The organism is Roseococcus sp. SDR (assembly GCF_019083995.1).
In the GTDB taxonomy this organism is placed as follows: Bacteria; Pseudomonadota; Alphaproteobacteria; order Acetobacterales; family Acetobacteraceae; genus Roseococcus.
This window is the reverse complement of record NZ_JAHRCU010000025.1, coordinates 1-17,294: the sequence shown is the minus strand read 5'-3', so window position 1 is coordinate 17,294 and position 17,294 is coordinate 1. Positions and strand designations below refer to the sequence as shown.

Below are 17,294 nucleotides of genomic sequence, written 5' to 3'. Positions count from 1 at the left end.
TGTTCAGACCCCCTCCATCAAGCGCGGCAGCGTCGCCTCATGCGCCGCCACCAGATTGGAGACCGATATGGTCCCCTTTCCGCTGAGAACCAAGTCCCCTCCGCCCGATTCTCCGAGCTTGCGCGCCGGCACCCCGGCGGCCTTGGCGGCGGCGAGGAAGCCGGCCGCATCGGTGACGGCGACGACGTAGCGCGACTGGTCCTCGCCGAACCAGAAACCGTGATCGCCCGCACCCTCCAGCGTGGCCCCCACGCCCGAGGCCATGCACATCTCGGCCACGGTCACCAGCAGCCCGCCATCCGCGCAGTCATGGCAGGCACGCACCGCGCCCGAGAGGATCTGCCCGCGCACGAAATCGCCATTGCGGCGCTCGGCCGCCAAATCCACCGGCGGCGGCGCGCCCTCCTCCCGGCCCGCGATCTCACGCAGCCAGAGGGATTGCCCGAGCCAGCCTTCCGTCTCGCCCACCAGGATGATGCTGGCGCCCTGCGGCATGCCGAGGCCCACCGCCTGCGCCACATCCTCCAGCACGCCCACGCCGCCGATGGCCGGCGTCGGCAGGATCGCGCGGCCCTCCGTCTCGTTGTAGAGCGAGACATTGCCGCTGATCACCGGGAAGTCGAGCGCATTGCAGGCCGCTGCCATGCCGCGCACGGCCGAGGCGAATTGCCCCATGATCTCGGGCTTCTCCGGATTGCCGAAATTCATGTTGTCGGTGATGGCGCGCGGCAAGGCGCCGACCGCCGTGATGTTCCGCCAGGCCTCCGCCACAGCCTGCATGCCGCCCGCATGCGGGTCCGCCTGGCAATAGCGCGGCGTGCAATCCGTGGTCATCGCGAGCGCGCGGACATGATCCTCGATGCGCACCACGGCGGCATCGGCCTGGCCAGGCCGCTTGGCCGTCTGCCCGCCCACCTGGGCGTCATACTGGTCCCAGATCCAGCGGCGCGAGCAGAGGTCGGGGCTCGCCACCAGCTTCTCCAGCGCGGCGATGGGGCCGATCGGGTCCGCGATCTCGCTCGCCTTCAGCACCGGCAGCTTGGGGGTCTCGGCGGTCGGGCGGCGATAGAGCGGTGCTTCGGATTCGAGCGGCGCCAGCGGGATATCGGCCTCGATCTTGCCGTGATGCGTGATGACGATGCGCCCAGTATCGGTCAGCTTGCCGACGACGGCGAAATCCAGTTCCCACTTGCGGAAGATGGCCTCGGCCTGCGCCTCGCGCCCGGGCTTGAGCACCATGAGCATGCGCTCCTGGCTTTCGCTCAGCATCATCTCATAGGCGGTCATGCCGGTCTCGCGCTGCGGCACGGCGCCCATGTCCATCTCGATGCCCATGCCGCCCTTGCCGGCCATCTCGACGCCCGAGCTGGTCAGCCCCGCGGCCCCCATGTCCTGGATCGCGACGATCGCATCCGTCGCCATCAGCTCCAGGCAGGCCTCGATCAGCAGCTTCTCCGCAAACGGGTCGCCGATCTGCACCGTGGGCCGCTTCTCCTCCGAATCCGCGCTGAATTCGGTGGAGGACATGGTGGCGCCATGAATGCCGTCCCGCCCCGTCTTGGAGCCGACATAGACCACCGGATTGCCCACGCCGGTCGCCGCCGCCGTGAAGATCCGGTCCTCCTTCAGGATGCCGACCGTCATGGCGTTCACCAGCGGGTTGCCATTATAGGCCGGGTGGAAATTCACCTCGCCGCCCACCGTCGGCACGCCCACGCAATTGCCATAGCCGCCAATGCCGCGCACCACGCCATCCAGGATGCGCCGCGTGCGCGGCAGGGCGGGATCGCCGAAGCGCAGCGCGTTGAGGTTCGCGATCGGCCGCGCCCCCATGGTGAAGACATCGCGCAGGATGCCGCCCACCCCCGTGGCCGCGCCATTATAGGGCTCGATGAAGCTCGGATGGTTGTGGCTTTCCATCTTGAAGACGGCGGCCAACCCCTCGCCGATCGCGATCACCCCCGCATTCTCGCCCGGCCCCACCAGCACCCAGGGCGCCTTGGTCGGCAGCTCCCGCAGCCAGACGCGGCTCGACTTGTAAGAGCAATGCTCGCTCCACATGACCGAGAAGATGCCAAGCTCGGTCAGCGTCGGCGTGCGGCCGAGAATGGCCAGCGCGCGCTGGTATTCATCCGGCTTCAGGCCGAATTCGCCGGCGAGCTGGGCGGCGCGCTCGGGCGCGAGAGGGGGGACGCGGTCGGTTGTCATCCGGCGTTTGTCATGCGGGGCGGGCGGCTTGTCCAGCCGCCTCACGGCATGGCGAGCCTGACGCAGCGCGGGATATGGCGCCGCCCGGTCGCGGCGCTGAAGAGGCGGATATAGGTGCGGCCCATCTTGCGCCACCAGCGGCGGAAGCGGCGGGGCTCCGGATCTTCGAACTTGCGTTGGAACAGCTCGACCAGGGTTTTGGACAAATCCGGATCGGGCAGCAGCCAGGGCGGCCCAGGCAGGGCTTCGAGAAGCTGCAACCGTCTCGCCAGCACAATGATGCGCAATCCGACGAGCTTCGCCGCCCGTCGCGCGCCCCGGAAGATCAGCCGGCGGAGCTGCTGCAACGGGTGGCGGGGACCCAGGTCATGCAGCGCCTCCAGCAGATGCTCCCAGAACCCGCCATGGCATAGCCTGCGGAAATGCCGCGAGACGGTGCCGGGCGGGCCATAGCGTTCGGGCAATTCCCGCCACGGGCTGTCGGTGGAGAGCAGGAAGAGGATGGCGTTCATGCGCTCGCGCAGATCCACCATCTTGCGGCCTGCGGGGCTGGCCTTCTGCGCCAGGACATAGGGGCGCAGGGCGTCCCATTGTCGGTCTGAGAGGGCGGAGAAGGGGACGCGCTGTTGCATCCCAGGAAACTATGCCTAATCAACCGCAAAAGTCAAGGAAATCGGGGAGCCACGGGCTCCCCGAACCCCTGCGGCAACCGGCGCGCTTGCGGTGCGGCTCGTTCCGGAGATCAGCGATATTCGGAAAGCGGGGGTGGGTGGTGGAGCCAGGCGGAATCGAACCGCCGACCTCTTGAATGCCATTCAAGCGCTCTACCAACTGAGCTATGGCCCCCCAAGGCTTCCTTGCGGAAGTCACCCCGTCGGGAGTGCGGCCGTATAACCACCCCGCGCGCGCCCCGCAACCCACCCCCCAGCGCTTTTTCGCATGCCTCCCCTGTGCCCTTTCGCACACCTCGCGGCGAAGCTACTTTCCCGCCACCCCATGATGAGGAAGTGACGATGCGAAAGGTTTACGCCGACGCCACGGCCGCCCTGGCCGGGCTGCTGCGCGACGGGATGGTGATCCATTCCGGCGGTTTCGGACTCTGCGGCATCCCCGCGATGCTGATCGACGCCGTGAAGGAATCCGGCGTGAAGGACCTCACCGTCGTCTCCAACAATTGCGGCATTGACGATGTCGGCCTCGGCAAGCTGCTCCGCACCCGCCAGATCAAGAAGATGATCGCGAGCTATGTGGGCGAGAATGCGGAATTCGCCCGCCAGTTCCTCGCCGGCGAGCTCGAGATCGAGTTCAACCCCCAGGGCACGCTGGCAGAGCGCATCCGCGCCGGCGGCGCGGGCATCCCCGCCTTCTTCACCAAGACCGGCGTCGGCACCGCCGTCGCCGAGGGCAAGCCCACCCAGGTGTTTGACGGCGAGACCTATCTGATGGAGCGAGGCATCTTCGCCGACCTCGCGCTGGTTCACGCCTGGAAGGGCGATACCGAGGGCAATCTCGTCTACCGCCGCACCGCGCGGAACTTCAACCCGATGATGGCGACCGCGGCCAAGGTGACGGTCGCGCAGGTCGAGCACCTGGTGCAGCCGGGCGAGATTGACCCCGACCACATCATCACCCCCGGCGTCTTCGTGAAGCGGATCATCCAGCTGCCCAGCGGCTATGAGAAGCTGATCGAGAACCGGACCGTCCGGCCCAAAGCCGCTTGATGTTGTTGATGCCCTCAAGCGCCGGGCGCCGGCTCCGCCGGCTTGGCTTCGCGCCGCGACTGGCGCGCCAGCCCCGCGCGCGGTCTGGGCGCGGCGGCCGCTCTGCGGCCGCATCCTTCCTGTTCGGCGCCTTGGCCTGCCCTGGCGCCCTTCCCCATCTCTCTCCCTGAGGACCCCTCCCATGCCCTGGACCCGTGACCAGATGGCCGCCCGCGCGGCCCGCGAATTGCAGGATGGCTTCTACGTCAATCTCGGCATCGGCATCCCGACGCTGGTCGCCAACCACATCCCGCCCGGCATCTCCGTGCAGCTGCAAAGCGAGAACGGCATGCTCGGCATCGGCCCCTTCCCCGAGGAAGGGACGGAAGACGCCGACATCATCAATGCCGGCAAGCAGACCGTCTCCATGCTGCCCACCACCAGCATCTTCAGCAGCGCCGACAGCTTCGCGATGATCCGCGGCGGCCACATTGATCTCTCGATCCTCGGCGCGCTCCAGGTGGCCCAGAATGGCGACCTCGCGAACTGGATGATCCCGGGGAAGATGGTGAAGGGCATGGGCGGCGCCATGGACCTCGTCGCCGGCGTGAAGCGCGTCATCGTGCTGATGGAGCACACGGCCGGCGGCAAGCCCAAGCTGCTCAAGTCCTGCCAGCTGCCGCTCACCGGCCAGCGCGTGGTGGACATGGTGGTGACCGAGCTCGCGGTCTTCTCCATTGATCGCCGCGGCGATGCCGGCATGCGCCTGGTCGAGCTCGCCCCCGAGGTGACGCTGGACGAACTCCGCGCCAAGACCGAGGCGGATTTCCACGCCTGACACACGCATGGCCTGGCTGAGGCGCTATTGGCTGGAGGTGACGCTGGCAACCCTGCTGGCGTTGCCCTGGCTCTCGCTCTTCGGCCTGGGCTCGCTCTGGCTCTGGCAGAATGGCCGGGTCATTGACTGGGCGCTGGCGGCGGCGGCGCTCAGCATCCTCGGCGTGCCGCTGCGCATCCTGGTGCGCCGCCGCGCCGAGCGCCGCATGGCGGAAATGAAGGCCGAGGACGCCTTCCCCACCGATGCCTGGAACACCGAGGAAAGCGAGGCCTGGGCCAAGGTCCAGGCCCTCGCCCAGCGCACCGAGCCGCTCGACCTCGATGACCGCGCCCGCGCGGAAGCCCTCGCCTGGGAGGTGGTGGAACTCGTCGCCAATCATTTCCACCCGGGCCAGGCCGACCCCATGGCCCGCGTCACCCTGCCCGAGGCCCTGCTGCTGACCGAGCAGGTGGCCCGCCGCCTGCGCCGCTGGGTGATGCAATGGCCGGGTGCGACCCGGATTCGCATCAGCGATGCCCTCTGGGCGCAGCGCATGGTGGACCGCTACGGCGCCGGCGCCAGGGCCGCCTATAATATCGGCGAGACGCTCTACCGCGTCGGCCGCATGATCAATCCGCTGCAGGCCGCGGCGCAGGAGGCCGCGCGCTACGCCGCCGGCACCACCGGCAGCTTCCTCAGCGAGAACATGCGCCGCCGCGCCACCACCCAGCTCATCCAGGAGACCGGCCGCGCCGCGATCGATCTCTATTCGGGGCGACTCCGCCTGTCCTCCAGCGAACTCGCCGCCCTGGCCCGCGCCGATGCCGAGACGGCCGAGCCCGAGGCCCCGCTGCGCGTCCTGCTCGCCGGCCAGGCCGGCGCGGGCAAGTCCGCGCTGCTCAACGCCCTGGCCGGCACGCCCCGCGCCCGCCCCGGCAAGCGCGTGCTGGAACATCTGGTCGAGTCGCCCGGCCGCCCGCCGCTGAACATCGCCGACATGCCCTCGCTCACCACGCCCGCGGCCTTCCTGCGCGAGGCGGTGCGGGCGGATGTCATCCTCTATGTCGCCGCCGCCGATGCGCCCGACCGCGCGCCGGACCAGGCGGCGCTGGCGGCGCTGGCCGCCTGGGCCGGTCAGAAGACCCGCCTGCGCCCGCCGCCGCTCCTGGTCGCGATGACGCGGACCGATCTTGCCCCACGCGCGACGGCGGAGGCCCTGGCCGAGACCCTGGCCGTGCCGGAAGCGGGCATCATCCCCCTCGCCCTGCCCGCGACGGGCCTGGAGCGACTCTGGGCGGCGCTGGTCGCGGCGCAGGATGCGGGCCGCCTCTCGCGCCATGAACGCCTGCTGGAGGAGGCAGCCTCGCCCGGCCTGGCCGCGGAAGCGGGGCAGGCGCTGCGCGGCGGCTGGGGCCTGGTGCGCGGCCTGCTGCGGCGCGACGAAACACCGCGAAAATAACGCCGCGCGACACGCCTGAATCCGCGTCCCGCTTGGTTGCGGTGCGGAAAAGCCTGTGGTAGTGCGCCCTCGCCTTGCCAGGATGCTCTTGGCGGCTAACCCCAGGAACAGGACCGGGACCCCAGGTGGCTGCCGAAACCATTTCCTTGAACGCCCACCAGACCGGTGGAGTTGCCGAGCGTTACGCGCTCGCCCTCCTCAGCATCGCCGATGATGCGCGCGCGAGCGACCCGTCTGCCGTGGACCGCATCGCCGCCGACGTGGAGGGCCTGCTTTCCCTCTGGCAGAACGATGCCGATTTCCGCGCCTTCCTGGCCGATCCGCGCAACGGCGCCGCCGTCCAGCAGGCGACCGTCTTCGCCATCATCGAGAAGGCCGGCATCGGCGCCGAGGTGCGCAAGCTGATGGGCGTGCTCATCGCCAATCGCCGCCTCAGCCAGTTCCCGGCCGTCGCCACCGCCTTCGGCGCCAAGCTCGCCGAGCGCCGGGGCCAGCAGGTCGCCGCCGTCACCACCGCTTTCCCGCTGACCGACACGCAGCGCGCGCAGATCACCGCGCGCCTGACCGAGGCCGGTTTCTCGGGCGTCAAGCTGGCCGAGACCGTGGACAGCAGCATCCTGGGCGGGCTCATCGTCCGCATCGGATCGCGGCTCTACGACAACAGCCTCAAGTCGAAACTGCAGCGTTTGCAATATGCCATGAAGGGAGCCGCCTGAGATGGAAATCCGTCCGGCCGAAATTTCCGAAATCCTGAAGCAGCAGATCGCGAGCTTCGACGCTTCCGCGAACGTTGCCGAGGTCGGCACCGTGCTGACGGTGGGTGACGGCATCGCCCGCGTCTATGGCCTGCAGAACGTGATGGCCGGCGAGCTGGTGGATTTCCCCGCCTCCGGCGTGAAGGGCATGGCCCTGAACCTCGAGACCGACAATGTCGGCGTCGTGATCTTCGGCTCCGACCTCTCGGTGCGTGAGGGCGACACGGTCAGCCGCACCGGCGCCATCGTGGACGTGCCCGTCGGCAAGGGCCTGCTGGGTCGCGTCGTGGATGGCCTCGGCAACCCGATCGACGGCAAGGGCCCGCTCACCGATGTGACGCGCCAGCGCGCCGAGCTGAAGGCCCCGGGCATCATCCCCCGCAAGTCCGTGCATGAGCCGATGCAGACCGGCATCAAGGCGATTGACGCCCTGATCCCCATCGGCCGTGGCCAGCGCGAGCTGATCATCGGTGACCGCCAGACCGGCAAGACCGCCGTCATCGTGGACACCATCATCAACCAGAAGACCATCAACGCCGGCGATGACGAGAGCAAGAAGCTCTACTGCATCTACGTCGCGGTCGGTCAGAAGCGCTCCACCGTCGCCCAGCTCGTGAAGACGCTGGAAGAGCAGGGCGCCCTCGAATACTCCATCATCGTCGCCGCCACCGCCTCCGACCCGGCGCCGATGCAGTTCCTGGCGCCCTACACCGGCTGCGCCATGGGCGAGTTCTTCCGCGACAACGGCATGCACGCGGTCATCTTCTACGACGACCTGTCCAAGCAGGCCGTCGCCTACCGCCAGATGTCGCTGCTGCTGCGCCGTCCGCCGGGCCGCGAGGCCTATCCGGGCGACGTGTTCTACCTGCACTCCCGCTTGCTCGAGCGTGCGGCGAAGATGGGCGATGAGGCCGGCAACGGCTCGCTCACCGCGCTGCCGGTCATCGAGACCCAGGCCGGTGACGTCTCGGCCTACATTCCGACCAACGTGATTTCGATCACGGACGGCCAGATCTTCCTGGAGACGGAGCTCTTCTTCAAGGGCATCCGCCCCGCCGTGAACGTCGGGCTCTCGGTCAGCCGCGTCGGTTCCGCCGCGCAGATCAAGGCGATGAAGCAGGTGGCCGGCAAGATCAAGCTGGAGCTGGCGCAGTACCGCGAGATGGCCGCCTTCGCCCAGTTCTCCTCGGACCTCGACGCCTCCACCCAGGCCCTGCTGAACCGCGGCGCCCGCCTGACCGAGCTGCTGAAGCAGCCGCAGTTCAAGCCGGTTCCGGTCGAGGAGCAGGTGATCGCCATCTTCGCCGGCACGCGCGGCTATCTCGACAAGCTGCCGCTGAACAAGGTGGGCGAGTTCGAAGGCCGTCTGCTCTCCGAGCTGAAGGCGACCGCGCCCGACATCGTGGCCAGCATCCGCAACGACCGCGAGATCAAGAAGGACACGGAAGCGAAGCTGGTGGCCTTCCTCGACGGCTTCGTGAAGACCTTCGGCTGAGCCACTGACATGGCCACGTTGAAAAGCCTGCGCCTGCGGATCAACAGCGTGAAATCCACGCGGAAGATCACGCAGGCCATGAAGATGGTGGCCGCCGCCAAGCTGCGCCGCGCGCAGACCCAGGCCGAGGCCGCCCGTCCTTACGCCGAGCGCATGGAGCGCATGCTGGCCTCGCTCGGCGCTTCCGTTGCCGGCTCGCCGGATGCGCCGAAGCTGCTCGTCGGCACCGGCGCGGACAAGGTCCACCTGTTGGTCGTCGTCACGGCCGAGCGCGGCCTTTGCGGCGGCTTCAACACCAATGTCGGCCGCTTCACCCGCACCACGGTGCGTGCGCTGGAGGCCGAGGGCAAGACGGTGAAGATCATCACCGTCGGCCGCAAGGGCGCCGTCTACCTCAAGCGCGAATTCGGCAGCCGCTTCGTGGGCGAATACAGCTTCGCCAACAAGAAGCGCATCGGCTTCGAGGACGCGTCGGAGGTCACCTCCCGCATCAGCGAGATGCTGGAGGCGGGCGAGTTCGACGTCTGCACCCTCATCTACAACCGCTTCAAGAACGTCATCAGCCAGACCCCCGTGGGCCAGCAGCTGATTCCGGCCCCCATGCCGGAAGCGACGGGCGACAGCGGCATGCTCTACGAGTTCGAGCCGACGGAAGAAGAGATTCTCGCGCGCATCCTGCCGCAGAACCTCGCCATCCAGCTCTATCGCGCGCTGCTCGAGAACCAGGCCGGTTTCTACGGCAGCCAGATGACCGCCATGGACAACGCCACGCGCAATGCGGGCGAGATGATCAACAAGCTCACGCTGAACTACAACCGGACACGTCAGGCCAACATCACCAAGGAGCTGATCGAGATCATCTCCGGTGCCGAAGCCGTCTGATCACGCCATAAAGGATTTCGCCCGATGAAGAACAATGTCGGTCAGGTGACGCAGGTGCTCGGCGCCGTGGTGGACGTGCAGTTCCCCGCCGAACTTCCCGCGATCATGAACGCGCTGACGCTGCAGATCGGCGAGCAGAAGCTCGTCCTCGAAGTGGCGCAGCATCTGGGCGAGCGCACGGTGCGCTGCATCGCCATGGACACGACGGACGGCCTGGTGCGCGGCACGGAAGTGACCGACACGGGTGCGGGCATCTCCGTCCCCGTCGGCCCCGCCACGCTCGGCCGCATCCTGAACGTGATCGGCGAGCCGATCGACGAGCGCGGCCCCGTCGGCTCCACCATGTTCTACCCGATCCACCGCGAAGCGCCCGCCTTCGAGGAGCAGGCCACCGCGGCCGAGATTCTCGTCACCGGCATCAAGGTGATCGACCTGCTGGCCCCCTACCTGAAGGGCGGCAAGATCGGCCTCTTCGGCGGCGCCGGCGTGGGCAAGACGGTCACCATCCAGGAGCTCATCAACAACATCGCCAAGGGCCATGGCGGCGTGTCCGTCTTCGCCGGCGTGGGTGAGCGCACGCGCGAGGGCAATGACCTCTACCACGAGATGATCGACGCCGGCGTCATCAAGCTCGGCGACGGCAACACGGACGGCTCCAAGGTGGCCCTCGTGTACGGCCAGATGAACGAGCCGCCGGGTGCGCGCGCCCGCGTCGCCCTCTCCGGCCTCTCGATGGCGGAATACTTCCGCGACGAGCAGGGCCAGGACGTGCTCTTCTTCATCGACAACATCTTCCGCTTCACCCAGGCCGGCGCGGAAGTGTCCGCGCTGCTGGGCCGTATCCCCTCCGCGGTGGGCTATCAGCCGACGCTGTCGACGGACATGGGCGCCCTGCAGGAGCGCATCACCTCCACCAAGAAGGGTTCGATCACTTCGGTGCAGGCCATCTACGTGCCCGCCGACGACCTGACCGACCCGGCGCCCGCCACCTCCTTCGCGCACCTGGATGCCACGACGGTGCTCAACCGCTCCATCGCGGAGCTGGGCATCTTCCCGGCGGTGGACCCGCTCGACTCCACCTCGCGCGCCATGGACCCGCGCATCGTGGGCGAGGAGCACTACAAGACCGCCCGTGAGGTGCAGAAGATCCTGCAGACCTACAAGTCGCTGCAGGACATCATCGCCATCCTGGGCATGGACGAGCTCTCGGAAGAGGACAAGCTGATCGTGGCGCGCGCGCGCAAGATCCAGCGCTTCCTCAGCCAGCCCTTCCATGTGGCCGAGGTCTTCACCGGCACGCCGGGCGTCTTCGTGAAGCTCGAGGACACGATCCGCAGCTTCGCCGCGATCTGCAACGGCGAGTATGACCACCTGCCGGAAGCCGCCTTCTACATGGTCGGCACGATTGAAGAGGCTGCCAAGAAGGCGGAGACGTTGAAGCAGGCGGCCTGAGGCAGCCTCTTCAATCGTTGTTTTCTGGCGCCCTCAGGCGCCGGGCGCGGCCTCCGGCCGCTTGGCTTCGCCGCGCGACTGTCGCGCGGATGGGTAACTCAGTTGGGCGGCGCCGGCCGCTTTGCGGCCGGATCCTCCTGGGGCAGTGCGCAGTTGGCAGCTGCCCCGTTTGACGGGGAAGATTGATGGCCACGTTTCAGCTTGAACTCGTCTCGCCGGAGAAGCTCCTGCTCTCCCGTCCGGTGGAGATGGTCGTCATTCCCGCCGCCGAGGGCGAGATGGGCGTGCTGCCCGGCCATGCGCCGATGATCGTCGCACTCCGCGGCGGCACCATCCGCGTCACCGAGGGCGGCCGCGAGACCGATCGCCTCTTCGTGGCCGGCGGCTTCGCCGAAGTGACGCCGGAGCGCGTCACCGTCCTGGCCGATGAAGCGACCCCCGTGGCCGAACTCTCCAAGGCCGAGGCCGATCGCCGCATCGCCACCGCCGAAGCCGCCTACAACGCCGCCGCGATGGACACGCCCGAGAAGCGCGACGCCGCCATGGCCACGCTGCTCGCCATGCGCGCCATGCGCGAGGTCGCCGAAGCGGCGTGATTTAACGGCATCGAGGCGAAGCCTCGATGCCCCTCAGACGCCGGGCGCGCGGCCTCCGCCGCGCTTGGCTTCGGAATGCTGAAGCATTCCGCCGGCCGCACGTGCGGCCGGATTCTCGCGGGGCAGTTTCCACAATTGGAAGTTTGTGCCGCGGCCCGCGTCCCCCACGCCACATCCCGTGGCTTTTCCGCCACCTGCCGCTTGATCTCATCCCTCGGGGCGCGCATGTCTCGCCCATGGAGGCCGCGACGCAGCGATGAAGCATTGGCATATCGAGCAGATCGCCTGGGATAGCTTCGACCCCGGCAAGGTCGAGCCCGAGGTCGTCCCCCTCGTGAAGGCCGCCGCCATGGTCGAGCGCAATGGCGACGACTACGCGGCCTACCTCAAATCCGTCTTCCATGACGACCCCGATTTCCAGGCCGCCGCCGACAATTGGGCCGTCGAGGAAAACCAGCACGGCGATGCGCTGGGCCGTTGGGCCATGCTGGCCGACCCCAGCTTCAACTACATGGAATCCTTCGCCCGCTACCGCGCGGGCTACAAGATCGATGTGAAGGCCGATGCCTCCATCCGCGGCTCCCGCACCGGCGAGCTCATCGCCCGCTGCATGGTCGAGACGGGCACCTCCTCCTACTACACCGCCCTCGGCGAAGCCTCGGACGAACCCGTCCTCAAGCAGATCTGCCGCCTCATCGCCGCCGATGAATACCGCCACTTCAAGCTCTTCTACGACCACATGAAGCGCTATCTCGGCCGCGAGAAACTCTCCTTCCCGCGCCGCCTGCGCGTGGCCTTGGGCCGCGTCGGCGAGACGGAGGATGATGAGCTCGCCTTCGCCTTCCATTGCAGCAATGACCCGCCGGGCGTGGCCTATGAACACGCCCGCTGCTCGGCCGGCTACATGGGCCGCGCGATGGGTTACTACCGCCAGCACCACATCGAGCGCAGCATGGGCATGATCTTCAAGGCGATCGGCCTCGAGCCGCGCGGCCGCATGTCGGACCTCGCGGCCCGCGGCGCCTGGCGCCTGCTCTGCTGGCGGCGCGAGAAATTCCGGCAGCAATTGGCCCGGGAGGCGCAGCCCATCTACGCCCGCGCGGCGTGAGCACGCCCCGCCGCACCCTGCTGGCCGCGCCGCTCGCCGCCGCCCTGCCGGCCGCCGGCCAGGCGCAGCCCCTTGCCGCCCAGCCGCTGCGCCAGATCGCCCGCAGCCGTGGCCTCAGCTTCGGCACCGCCGTCCGCGGCCAGGTGCTGGAGAGCGACCCGCCGCTGGCCGCCCTGGTCGCGCGTGAGGCCGATGTCATCGTCCCCGAATGGGAGGGCAAGTGGGACGCCCTGCAGCCCGAGCGCGGCCGCTTCGACTTTTCCCACCTGCGCCCCATCCTGCGCTTCGCCCAGCAGAACAGCCAGCGCGTGCGCGGCCATGCGCTGATCTGGCACATCGCCATGCCGGCCTGGCTGGCGCCCGCCATCGCCGAAGGGCCGCAACAGGCCAATGCCATCATGGAGGAGCACATCACCACCGTGCTCCGCGAAACGCGCGAGAGCATCCGCGACTGGGACGTGCTGAACGAGATCATCAGCAACCCGCCCGGCAGCGACCATCCGGACCCGACGGATGGCGACCTCCGCCCCACCCCCTGGCTCGCCGCCCTTGGCCCCTCCTACCCCGAGCGCGCGCTGCGCATCGCCCGTTCGGTGGACCCGACGCTGCGGCTGACGATGAACGACTACGGGATCGAGGCCGATACGCCCGCCGCCGCCACCAAGCGCGCGCGGCTGCTGCGCGTGGTGCGCGGCCTGCTCGACCGCCGCTGCCCGCTGGATGCCATCGGCATCCAGGCCCATCTGCAGATGCGCGAGCCTTTCCGGGCCGAGCCCTTCGTGGCCTTCCTGCAGGAGCTGCGCGGCCTCGGCCTCGCCACCCTCGTGACCGAGCTGGATGTGCGCGAGCCCGACATCCTGGCTCCCACCATCGAGCAGCGCGACGCGGCGGTGGCCGACTACACCGGGCAATTCCTCCGCGCGGCGCTCGAGGGCGGCGCCCGCAGCATCCTCACCTGGGGCCTGACCGACCGCGATTCCTGGCTGATCCGCGAACCCGGCGTTCTGCGGCAGGACGGCCAGCAGACGCGCGGCCTGCCCTATGATGCCGAACTCCGCCCCAAGCCCATGCGCGAGCGCATCGCCCAGGTGCTGGCGGGGGGCTGACTGCGCCTAGGCCGCGACGCGCCGCCCCAGGAAGCCGTGTACCGCCTCGGCCAGCGCGCCCGCGATTCGCGCGCGGTGCTCCGGCCGGCGCAGCAGCGCCTCCTCCGCCGGGTTGGAGAGAAACCCGCATTCCACCAGGGCCGAGGGCACGTCCGGCGCCTTCAGCACCACGAATTGCGCGCGGCGCAGCGGCTGGTTCAGCAGCGGCACGTCGCCATCCAGCGCGTTCACCGTCAGCCGCGCCAGCCGCTCCGAGCCCGCCCGCGTCTCCTGCCGCATCAGGCTGAGCAGGATGCGCTGCACCTCGGGCGAGACCGAGGGCAGCCGCAGCCCGCCCGCGCGGTCGGCCAGGTTCTCGCGCCGCGCCAGGGCGGCGGCCAGCGGGTCCGTCGCCGTTTCGGCCAGGGTATAGACCGAGGCGCCGCGCAGCCCGTTCCCCTGGCCCGCCGGCATGGCATCGGCATGGATGGAGAGCAGCAGCGCGGCCTCACGCTCACGCGCCAGTTCGACCCGGCGGGCCAGCGGCACGAAGACATCCCGCGTGCGGGTCATCGCCACGCGGCAGCGCCCGCCCTGCTCCAGCAGGCGCTTCAATTCGAGGGCGAGCGGCAGAGTGATGCGCTTCTCCTGCGTGCCACCGGGGCCGATGGCGCCGGGATCGGCCCCGCCATGCCCGGGGTCGAGCACCACCAGCGGCAGCGGCGGACGCGCGCGCGCAACCTGAGCGTGTGCGGGCGCTGCCAAGCCAAGCCCGGCAAGCCCCGCGAGAAAGGAACGGCGATGGAACCCCTGCATCATGCCGCGACCCCCACCGCGACGCCGCCCTTCTAGCAAAATCCGCACGAAAATCCAGCATTCCGTGCCGCGGGCTTGGGCAGCCGGCGGCCATATTCCGCCATTCCAGCCGATCCGCGGGCGACATATCGTAACGGGCGGGTTGTGAGGCCCCCCCATTCCGCGTAGGGTGAGATGCCCCAGCGATAGGTGCTGCGGGCGGAACAGGGGCCGTGGGCGCGTGTGGTTCGCGCCCGGCCCTGGCCGAACCCCGCCGGACGGACCCCCCATGGGTGGCCCCTGGCGGCCAGCCGGCCGGTTTCGCCAGCGCGCCAGCGGTGCAGCCCGGCCCGCGACGTCCCCCCGACCTCTCCGTGCCCCAGGACTGCCGCGATATCGCCCGCCCGTGAAGGGCGCACATCCGTGGGGGTGGAGCCATTGGGCACGACGCCCCGCCCCTGACGCCCCATCGGGCGCAGGTTCCAGCGGGCGCCACGCCCCCGAGTGAGGACGAAAGCGCATGTCACCGACATCGCCGCCCATCGGCCCCCGCCCGGAATCCCTCTCTCTTTTCCGCCGCCGGCCGGAACCGGGCCCTGCCCGTCCCCGCCGCGGTGCGGAGTGTTCCTTGCATGACCAAGCGCATGTTGATCGACGCGGCCCATCCGGAAGAAACCCGGGTGGTCGTGATGGATGGTCACCGGGTTGATGAATTCGACCTGGAGGCCGCCAACCGCCTCCCCCTGAAGGGCAATATCTACCTGGCCCGCGTGGTCCGGGTGGAACCCAGCCTCCAGGCCGCCTTCGTGGAGTATGGCGGCAACCGCCACGGCTTCCTCGCCTTCGGGGAAATCCACCCCGACTACTACCAGATCCCCGTCGCCGACCGGCAGAAGCTGATCGAGGCGCAGCAGCAGGAAGCCCGCGAGGAGGCCGAGGCCGAGGCCCGCGAGGATGAGCGCCGCGCCCAGGCCCAGGCCGCCGCACAGGCCGCCCGGGCCGCCGCCGCCGCCAAGGCCGGCCAGCCCGTCCCCGCCGAGGAAGCCGAGGAGGCCGACCCGCGCGAGGTGCAGGACGACGCCGTCCTCGAAGCGCCCGAGGACCTGGCCGGGGAAGTCGCCCCCACCGCCGCCGAGATCGCGGCCGACCTCGCCGCCGAACTGGAGGCCGAGCAGGCCGCCCGGGCCGAGGAGGCCGCCCAGGAAGCCGAATCCGCCGCCGCCGAAGCCGAGGCCGACGAACCCCCCGCCCCCGCGCCCGAACTTGTCGGCACCCCCGATGGCGAAACCGAGGCCGACACCGAGGAGCGGATGCGCGAGCGCCGCCCCACGCCCCGCTTCCTGCGCAACTACAAGATCCAGGAGGTGATCCGCCGCCGGCAGATCATCCTCATCCAGGTCGTGAAGGAGGAGCGCGGCACCAAGGGCGCCGCACTCACCACCTACATCTCGCTCGCCGGCCGCTTCTCCGTCCTCATGCCGAACAGCCCGCGCGGCGGCGGCGTCTCCCGCAAGATCACCTCCTCCTCCGACCGTCGTCGTCTCCGGGAGGTGATCGACGAGCTGGACATGCCGCCCGGCATGTCGCTCATCGTCCGCACCGCCGGCGCGCAGCGGCCCAAGCCCGAGATCCGGCGCGACTGCGAATACCTGCTGGGCCTGTGGAACCACATCCGCGAGCGCACGCTGGCCAGCACCGCGCCCGCGCTGATCTATGAGGAAGCCGACCTCATCAAGCGTTCCATCCGCGACGGCTATGCGCGCGACATGGACGAGATCCTGGTCGAGGGCGACGAGGCCTATTCCCAGGCCCGCGAATTCATGCGGATGCTCATGCCCGAGCATGTCCGCAAGATCCAGGCCTATCGCGACGGCACCGTGCCGCTCTTCTCGCGCTACAATGCCGAGGCGCAGCTCGATGCGATGCATGAGCCGACGGTGCAGCTGCGCTCCGGCGGCTATATCGTCATCAACCAGACCGAGGCGCTGGTCGCCATTGACGTGAACTCCGGCCGCTCGACGCGCGAGCGGAACATCGAGGACACGGCGCTGCGCACCAATCTGGAAGCGGCGGAGGAAATCGCCCGCCAGCTTCGCCTGCGCGACCTCGCCGGCCTCATCGTCGTCGACTTCATCGACATGGACGCGAACCGCCACAACGCGATGGTGGAAAAGCGCATGAAGGATGCGCTGCGCAATGACCGCGCGCGCATCCAGGTGGGCCGCATCAGCCATTTCGGCCTGCTCGAGATGTCGCGCCAGCGGCTGCGGCCCTCGCTGGCCGAGACCACCTTCGTCACCTGCCCGCATTGCCTGGGCCGCGGCACCGTCCGTGGCCTGGAGAGCAGCGCGCTCGCCGTGCTGCGCGCGGTCGAGGAGGAATGCGCCAAGCGCCGCGCCGCCGAGATCACGGTGCGCGTGAACTCGCCCGCCGCCCTCTATCTGCTGAACAAGAAGCGCGACCGGCTCGCCGATATCGAGAGCCGCTGGGGCGTCACCGTCCTCTTCGATCCGGATGACACGCTGCACGGCGCCGAGACGCGCATCGAGCGCAGCAAGACCCCGCCCGCGCCGGTGAGCGAGCGCCCGGCCGCGCTCCGCATGGATTACGCCGAGGAGGAGCCCGAGGAGCAGGGCGACGACACGGCCGAGGAGACCGCCGCCGAGGCCAGCGAGGGCAGCGCCGAGGAGCGCAGCCGCCGTCCGCGCCGCCGCCGCCGGGGCCGCAGCGGCCGCCGCGAGGGGGGTGCGCCCGAGCAGGGCCAGACGAACGAGGCCGAGGCGCCGCGCGATGAGGCCGAGGCTGATGCCGAAGGTGAGGGCGAGGCCGAGCCCGATGCCGAGGCGCCCGCCAGCGCGGAGGAGGCGGCGGAGACGCCCGCCGCCGAGCCCGGTGAAGGCGAGGATCGCGGCCCGCGCCGTCGTGGCCGCCGCGGTGGGCGC

Annotated in this window: 14 protein-coding genes and 1 tRNA gene; 11 read left to right on the top strand and 4 right to left on the bottom strand. The window is 69.4% G+C overall.

Annotated elements, in window-relative coordinates; translation table 11 throughout:
* Window positions 1-3: 3 nt before the first annotated feature.
* From purL to KTR66_RS21440, 3 genes are all read right to left on the bottom strand, one after another.
* Window positions 4-2,208, bottom strand: coding sequence for a phosphoribosylformylglycinamidine synthase subunit PurL (gene purL, locus KTR66_RS21450; RefSeq protein WP_213616281.1), 2,205 nt, complete (start codon window positions 2,206-2,208; stop codon window positions 4-6).
* 41 nt (window positions 2,209-2,249) lie between these two features.
* Window positions 2,250-2,840: a transposase gene (locus KTR66_RS21445; protein WP_213616279.1), complete on the bottom strand. Its 591-nt coding sequence runs from the start codon at window positions 2,838-2,840 to the stop codon at window positions 2,250-2,252.
* A gap of 138 nt (window positions 2,841-2,978) precedes the next feature.
* A tRNA-Ala gene (locus KTR66_RS21440) sits at window positions 2,979-3,054 on the bottom strand.
* A 167-nt stretch (window positions 3,055-3,221) separates the two neighbouring features.
* Between KTR66_RS21440 and KTR66_RS21435 the strand changes: the two genes are divergently transcribed.
* The 10 genes from KTR66_RS21435 (at window position 3,222) to KTR66_RS21390 (ending at window position 13,578) form a co-directional block, all read left to right on the top strand.
* Entirely contained in the window at window positions 3,222-3,929 is a 708-nt protein-coding gene (locus KTR66_RS21435; protein ID WP_213616277.1) for a CoA transferase subunit A, read from the top strand.
* A gap of 181 nt (window positions 3,930-4,110) precedes the next feature.
* A complete protein-coding gene (locus KTR66_RS21430; protein WP_213616275.1) occupies window positions 4,111-4,746 on the top strand; it encodes a CoA transferase subunit B in 636 nt (211 codons plus the stop codon).
* A gap of 7 nt (window positions 4,747-4,753) precedes the next feature.
* Entirely contained in the window at window positions 4,754-6,184 is a 1,431-nt protein-coding gene (locus tag KTR66_RS21425; RefSeq protein ID WP_213616273.1) for a GTPase domain-containing protein, read from the top strand.
* A 146-nt stretch (window positions 6,185-6,330) separates the two neighbouring features.
* The gene (gene atpH, locus KTR66_RS21420) at window positions 6,331-6,900 is read left to right on the top strand and encodes an ATP synthase F1 subunit delta (protein ID WP_249732332.1); all 570 of its coding nucleotides are present in this window, start codon (window positions 6,331-6,333) and stop codon (window positions 6,898-6,900) included.
* Between the two features lies 1 nt (window position 6,901).
* The gene (gene atpA, locus KTR66_RS21415) at window positions 6,902-8,434 is read left to right on the top strand and encodes a F0F1 ATP synthase subunit alpha (protein ID WP_213616268.1); all 1,533 of its coding nucleotides are present in this window, start codon (window positions 6,902-6,904) and stop codon (window positions 8,432-8,434) included.
* 9 nt (window positions 8,435-8,443) lie between these two features.
* Complete coding sequence (locus KTR66_RS21410) at window positions 8,444-9,316, top strand: F0F1 ATP synthase subunit gamma (protein WP_213616266.1); 873 nt, start codon at window positions 8,444-8,446, stop codon at window positions 9,314-9,316.
* A gap of 24 nt (window positions 9,317-9,340) precedes the next feature.
* Window positions 9,341-10,768 (top strand): F0F1 ATP synthase subunit beta, encoded by a 1,428-nt coding sequence (gene atpD / locus KTR66_RS21405; RefSeq protein ID WP_213616264.1) that lies wholly within the window; start codon window positions 9,341-9,343, stop codon window positions 10,766-10,768.
* A 185-nt stretch (window positions 10,769-10,953) separates the two neighbouring features.
* Window positions 10,954-11,364: an ATP synthase F1 subunit epsilon gene (gene atpC / locus KTR66_RS21400; protein WP_213616263.1), complete on the top strand. Its 411-nt coding sequence runs from the start codon at window positions 10,954-10,956 to the stop codon at window positions 11,362-11,364.
* 256 nt (window positions 11,365-11,620) lie between these two features.
* On the top strand, window positions 11,621-12,472 hold the full coding sequence (locus tag KTR66_RS21395; RefSeq protein ID WP_213616260.1) for an acyl-ACP desaturase: 852 nt from the start codon (window positions 11,621-11,623) through the stop codon (window positions 12,470-12,472).
* Window positions 12,469-13,578, top strand: coding sequence for an endo-1,4-beta-xylanase (locus KTR66_RS21390; protein WP_371819190.1), 1,110 nt, complete (start codon window positions 12,469-12,471; stop codon window positions 13,576-13,578). Before KTR66_RS21395 ends, KTR66_RS21390 begins: the two co-directional genes overlap by 4 nt.
* 6 nt (window positions 13,579-13,584) lie before the next feature.
* On the opposite strand, the gene KTR66_RS21385 is transcribed toward KTR66_RS21390, so the two are convergent.
* A complete protein-coding gene (locus KTR66_RS21385; RefSeq protein ID WP_213616258.1) occupies window positions 13,585-14,376 on the bottom strand; it encodes an N-acetylmuramoyl-L-alanine amidase in 792 nt (263 codons plus the stop codon).
* A 608-nt stretch (window positions 14,377-14,984) separates the two neighbouring features.
* On the opposite strand from KTR66_RS21385, the gene KTR66_RS21380 reads away from it, so the two are divergent.
* Window positions 14,985-17,294 (top strand): ribonuclease E/G (locus KTR66_RS21380; protein ID WP_213616256.1); only part of this gene is annotated, 2,310 nt, incomplete at its 3' end.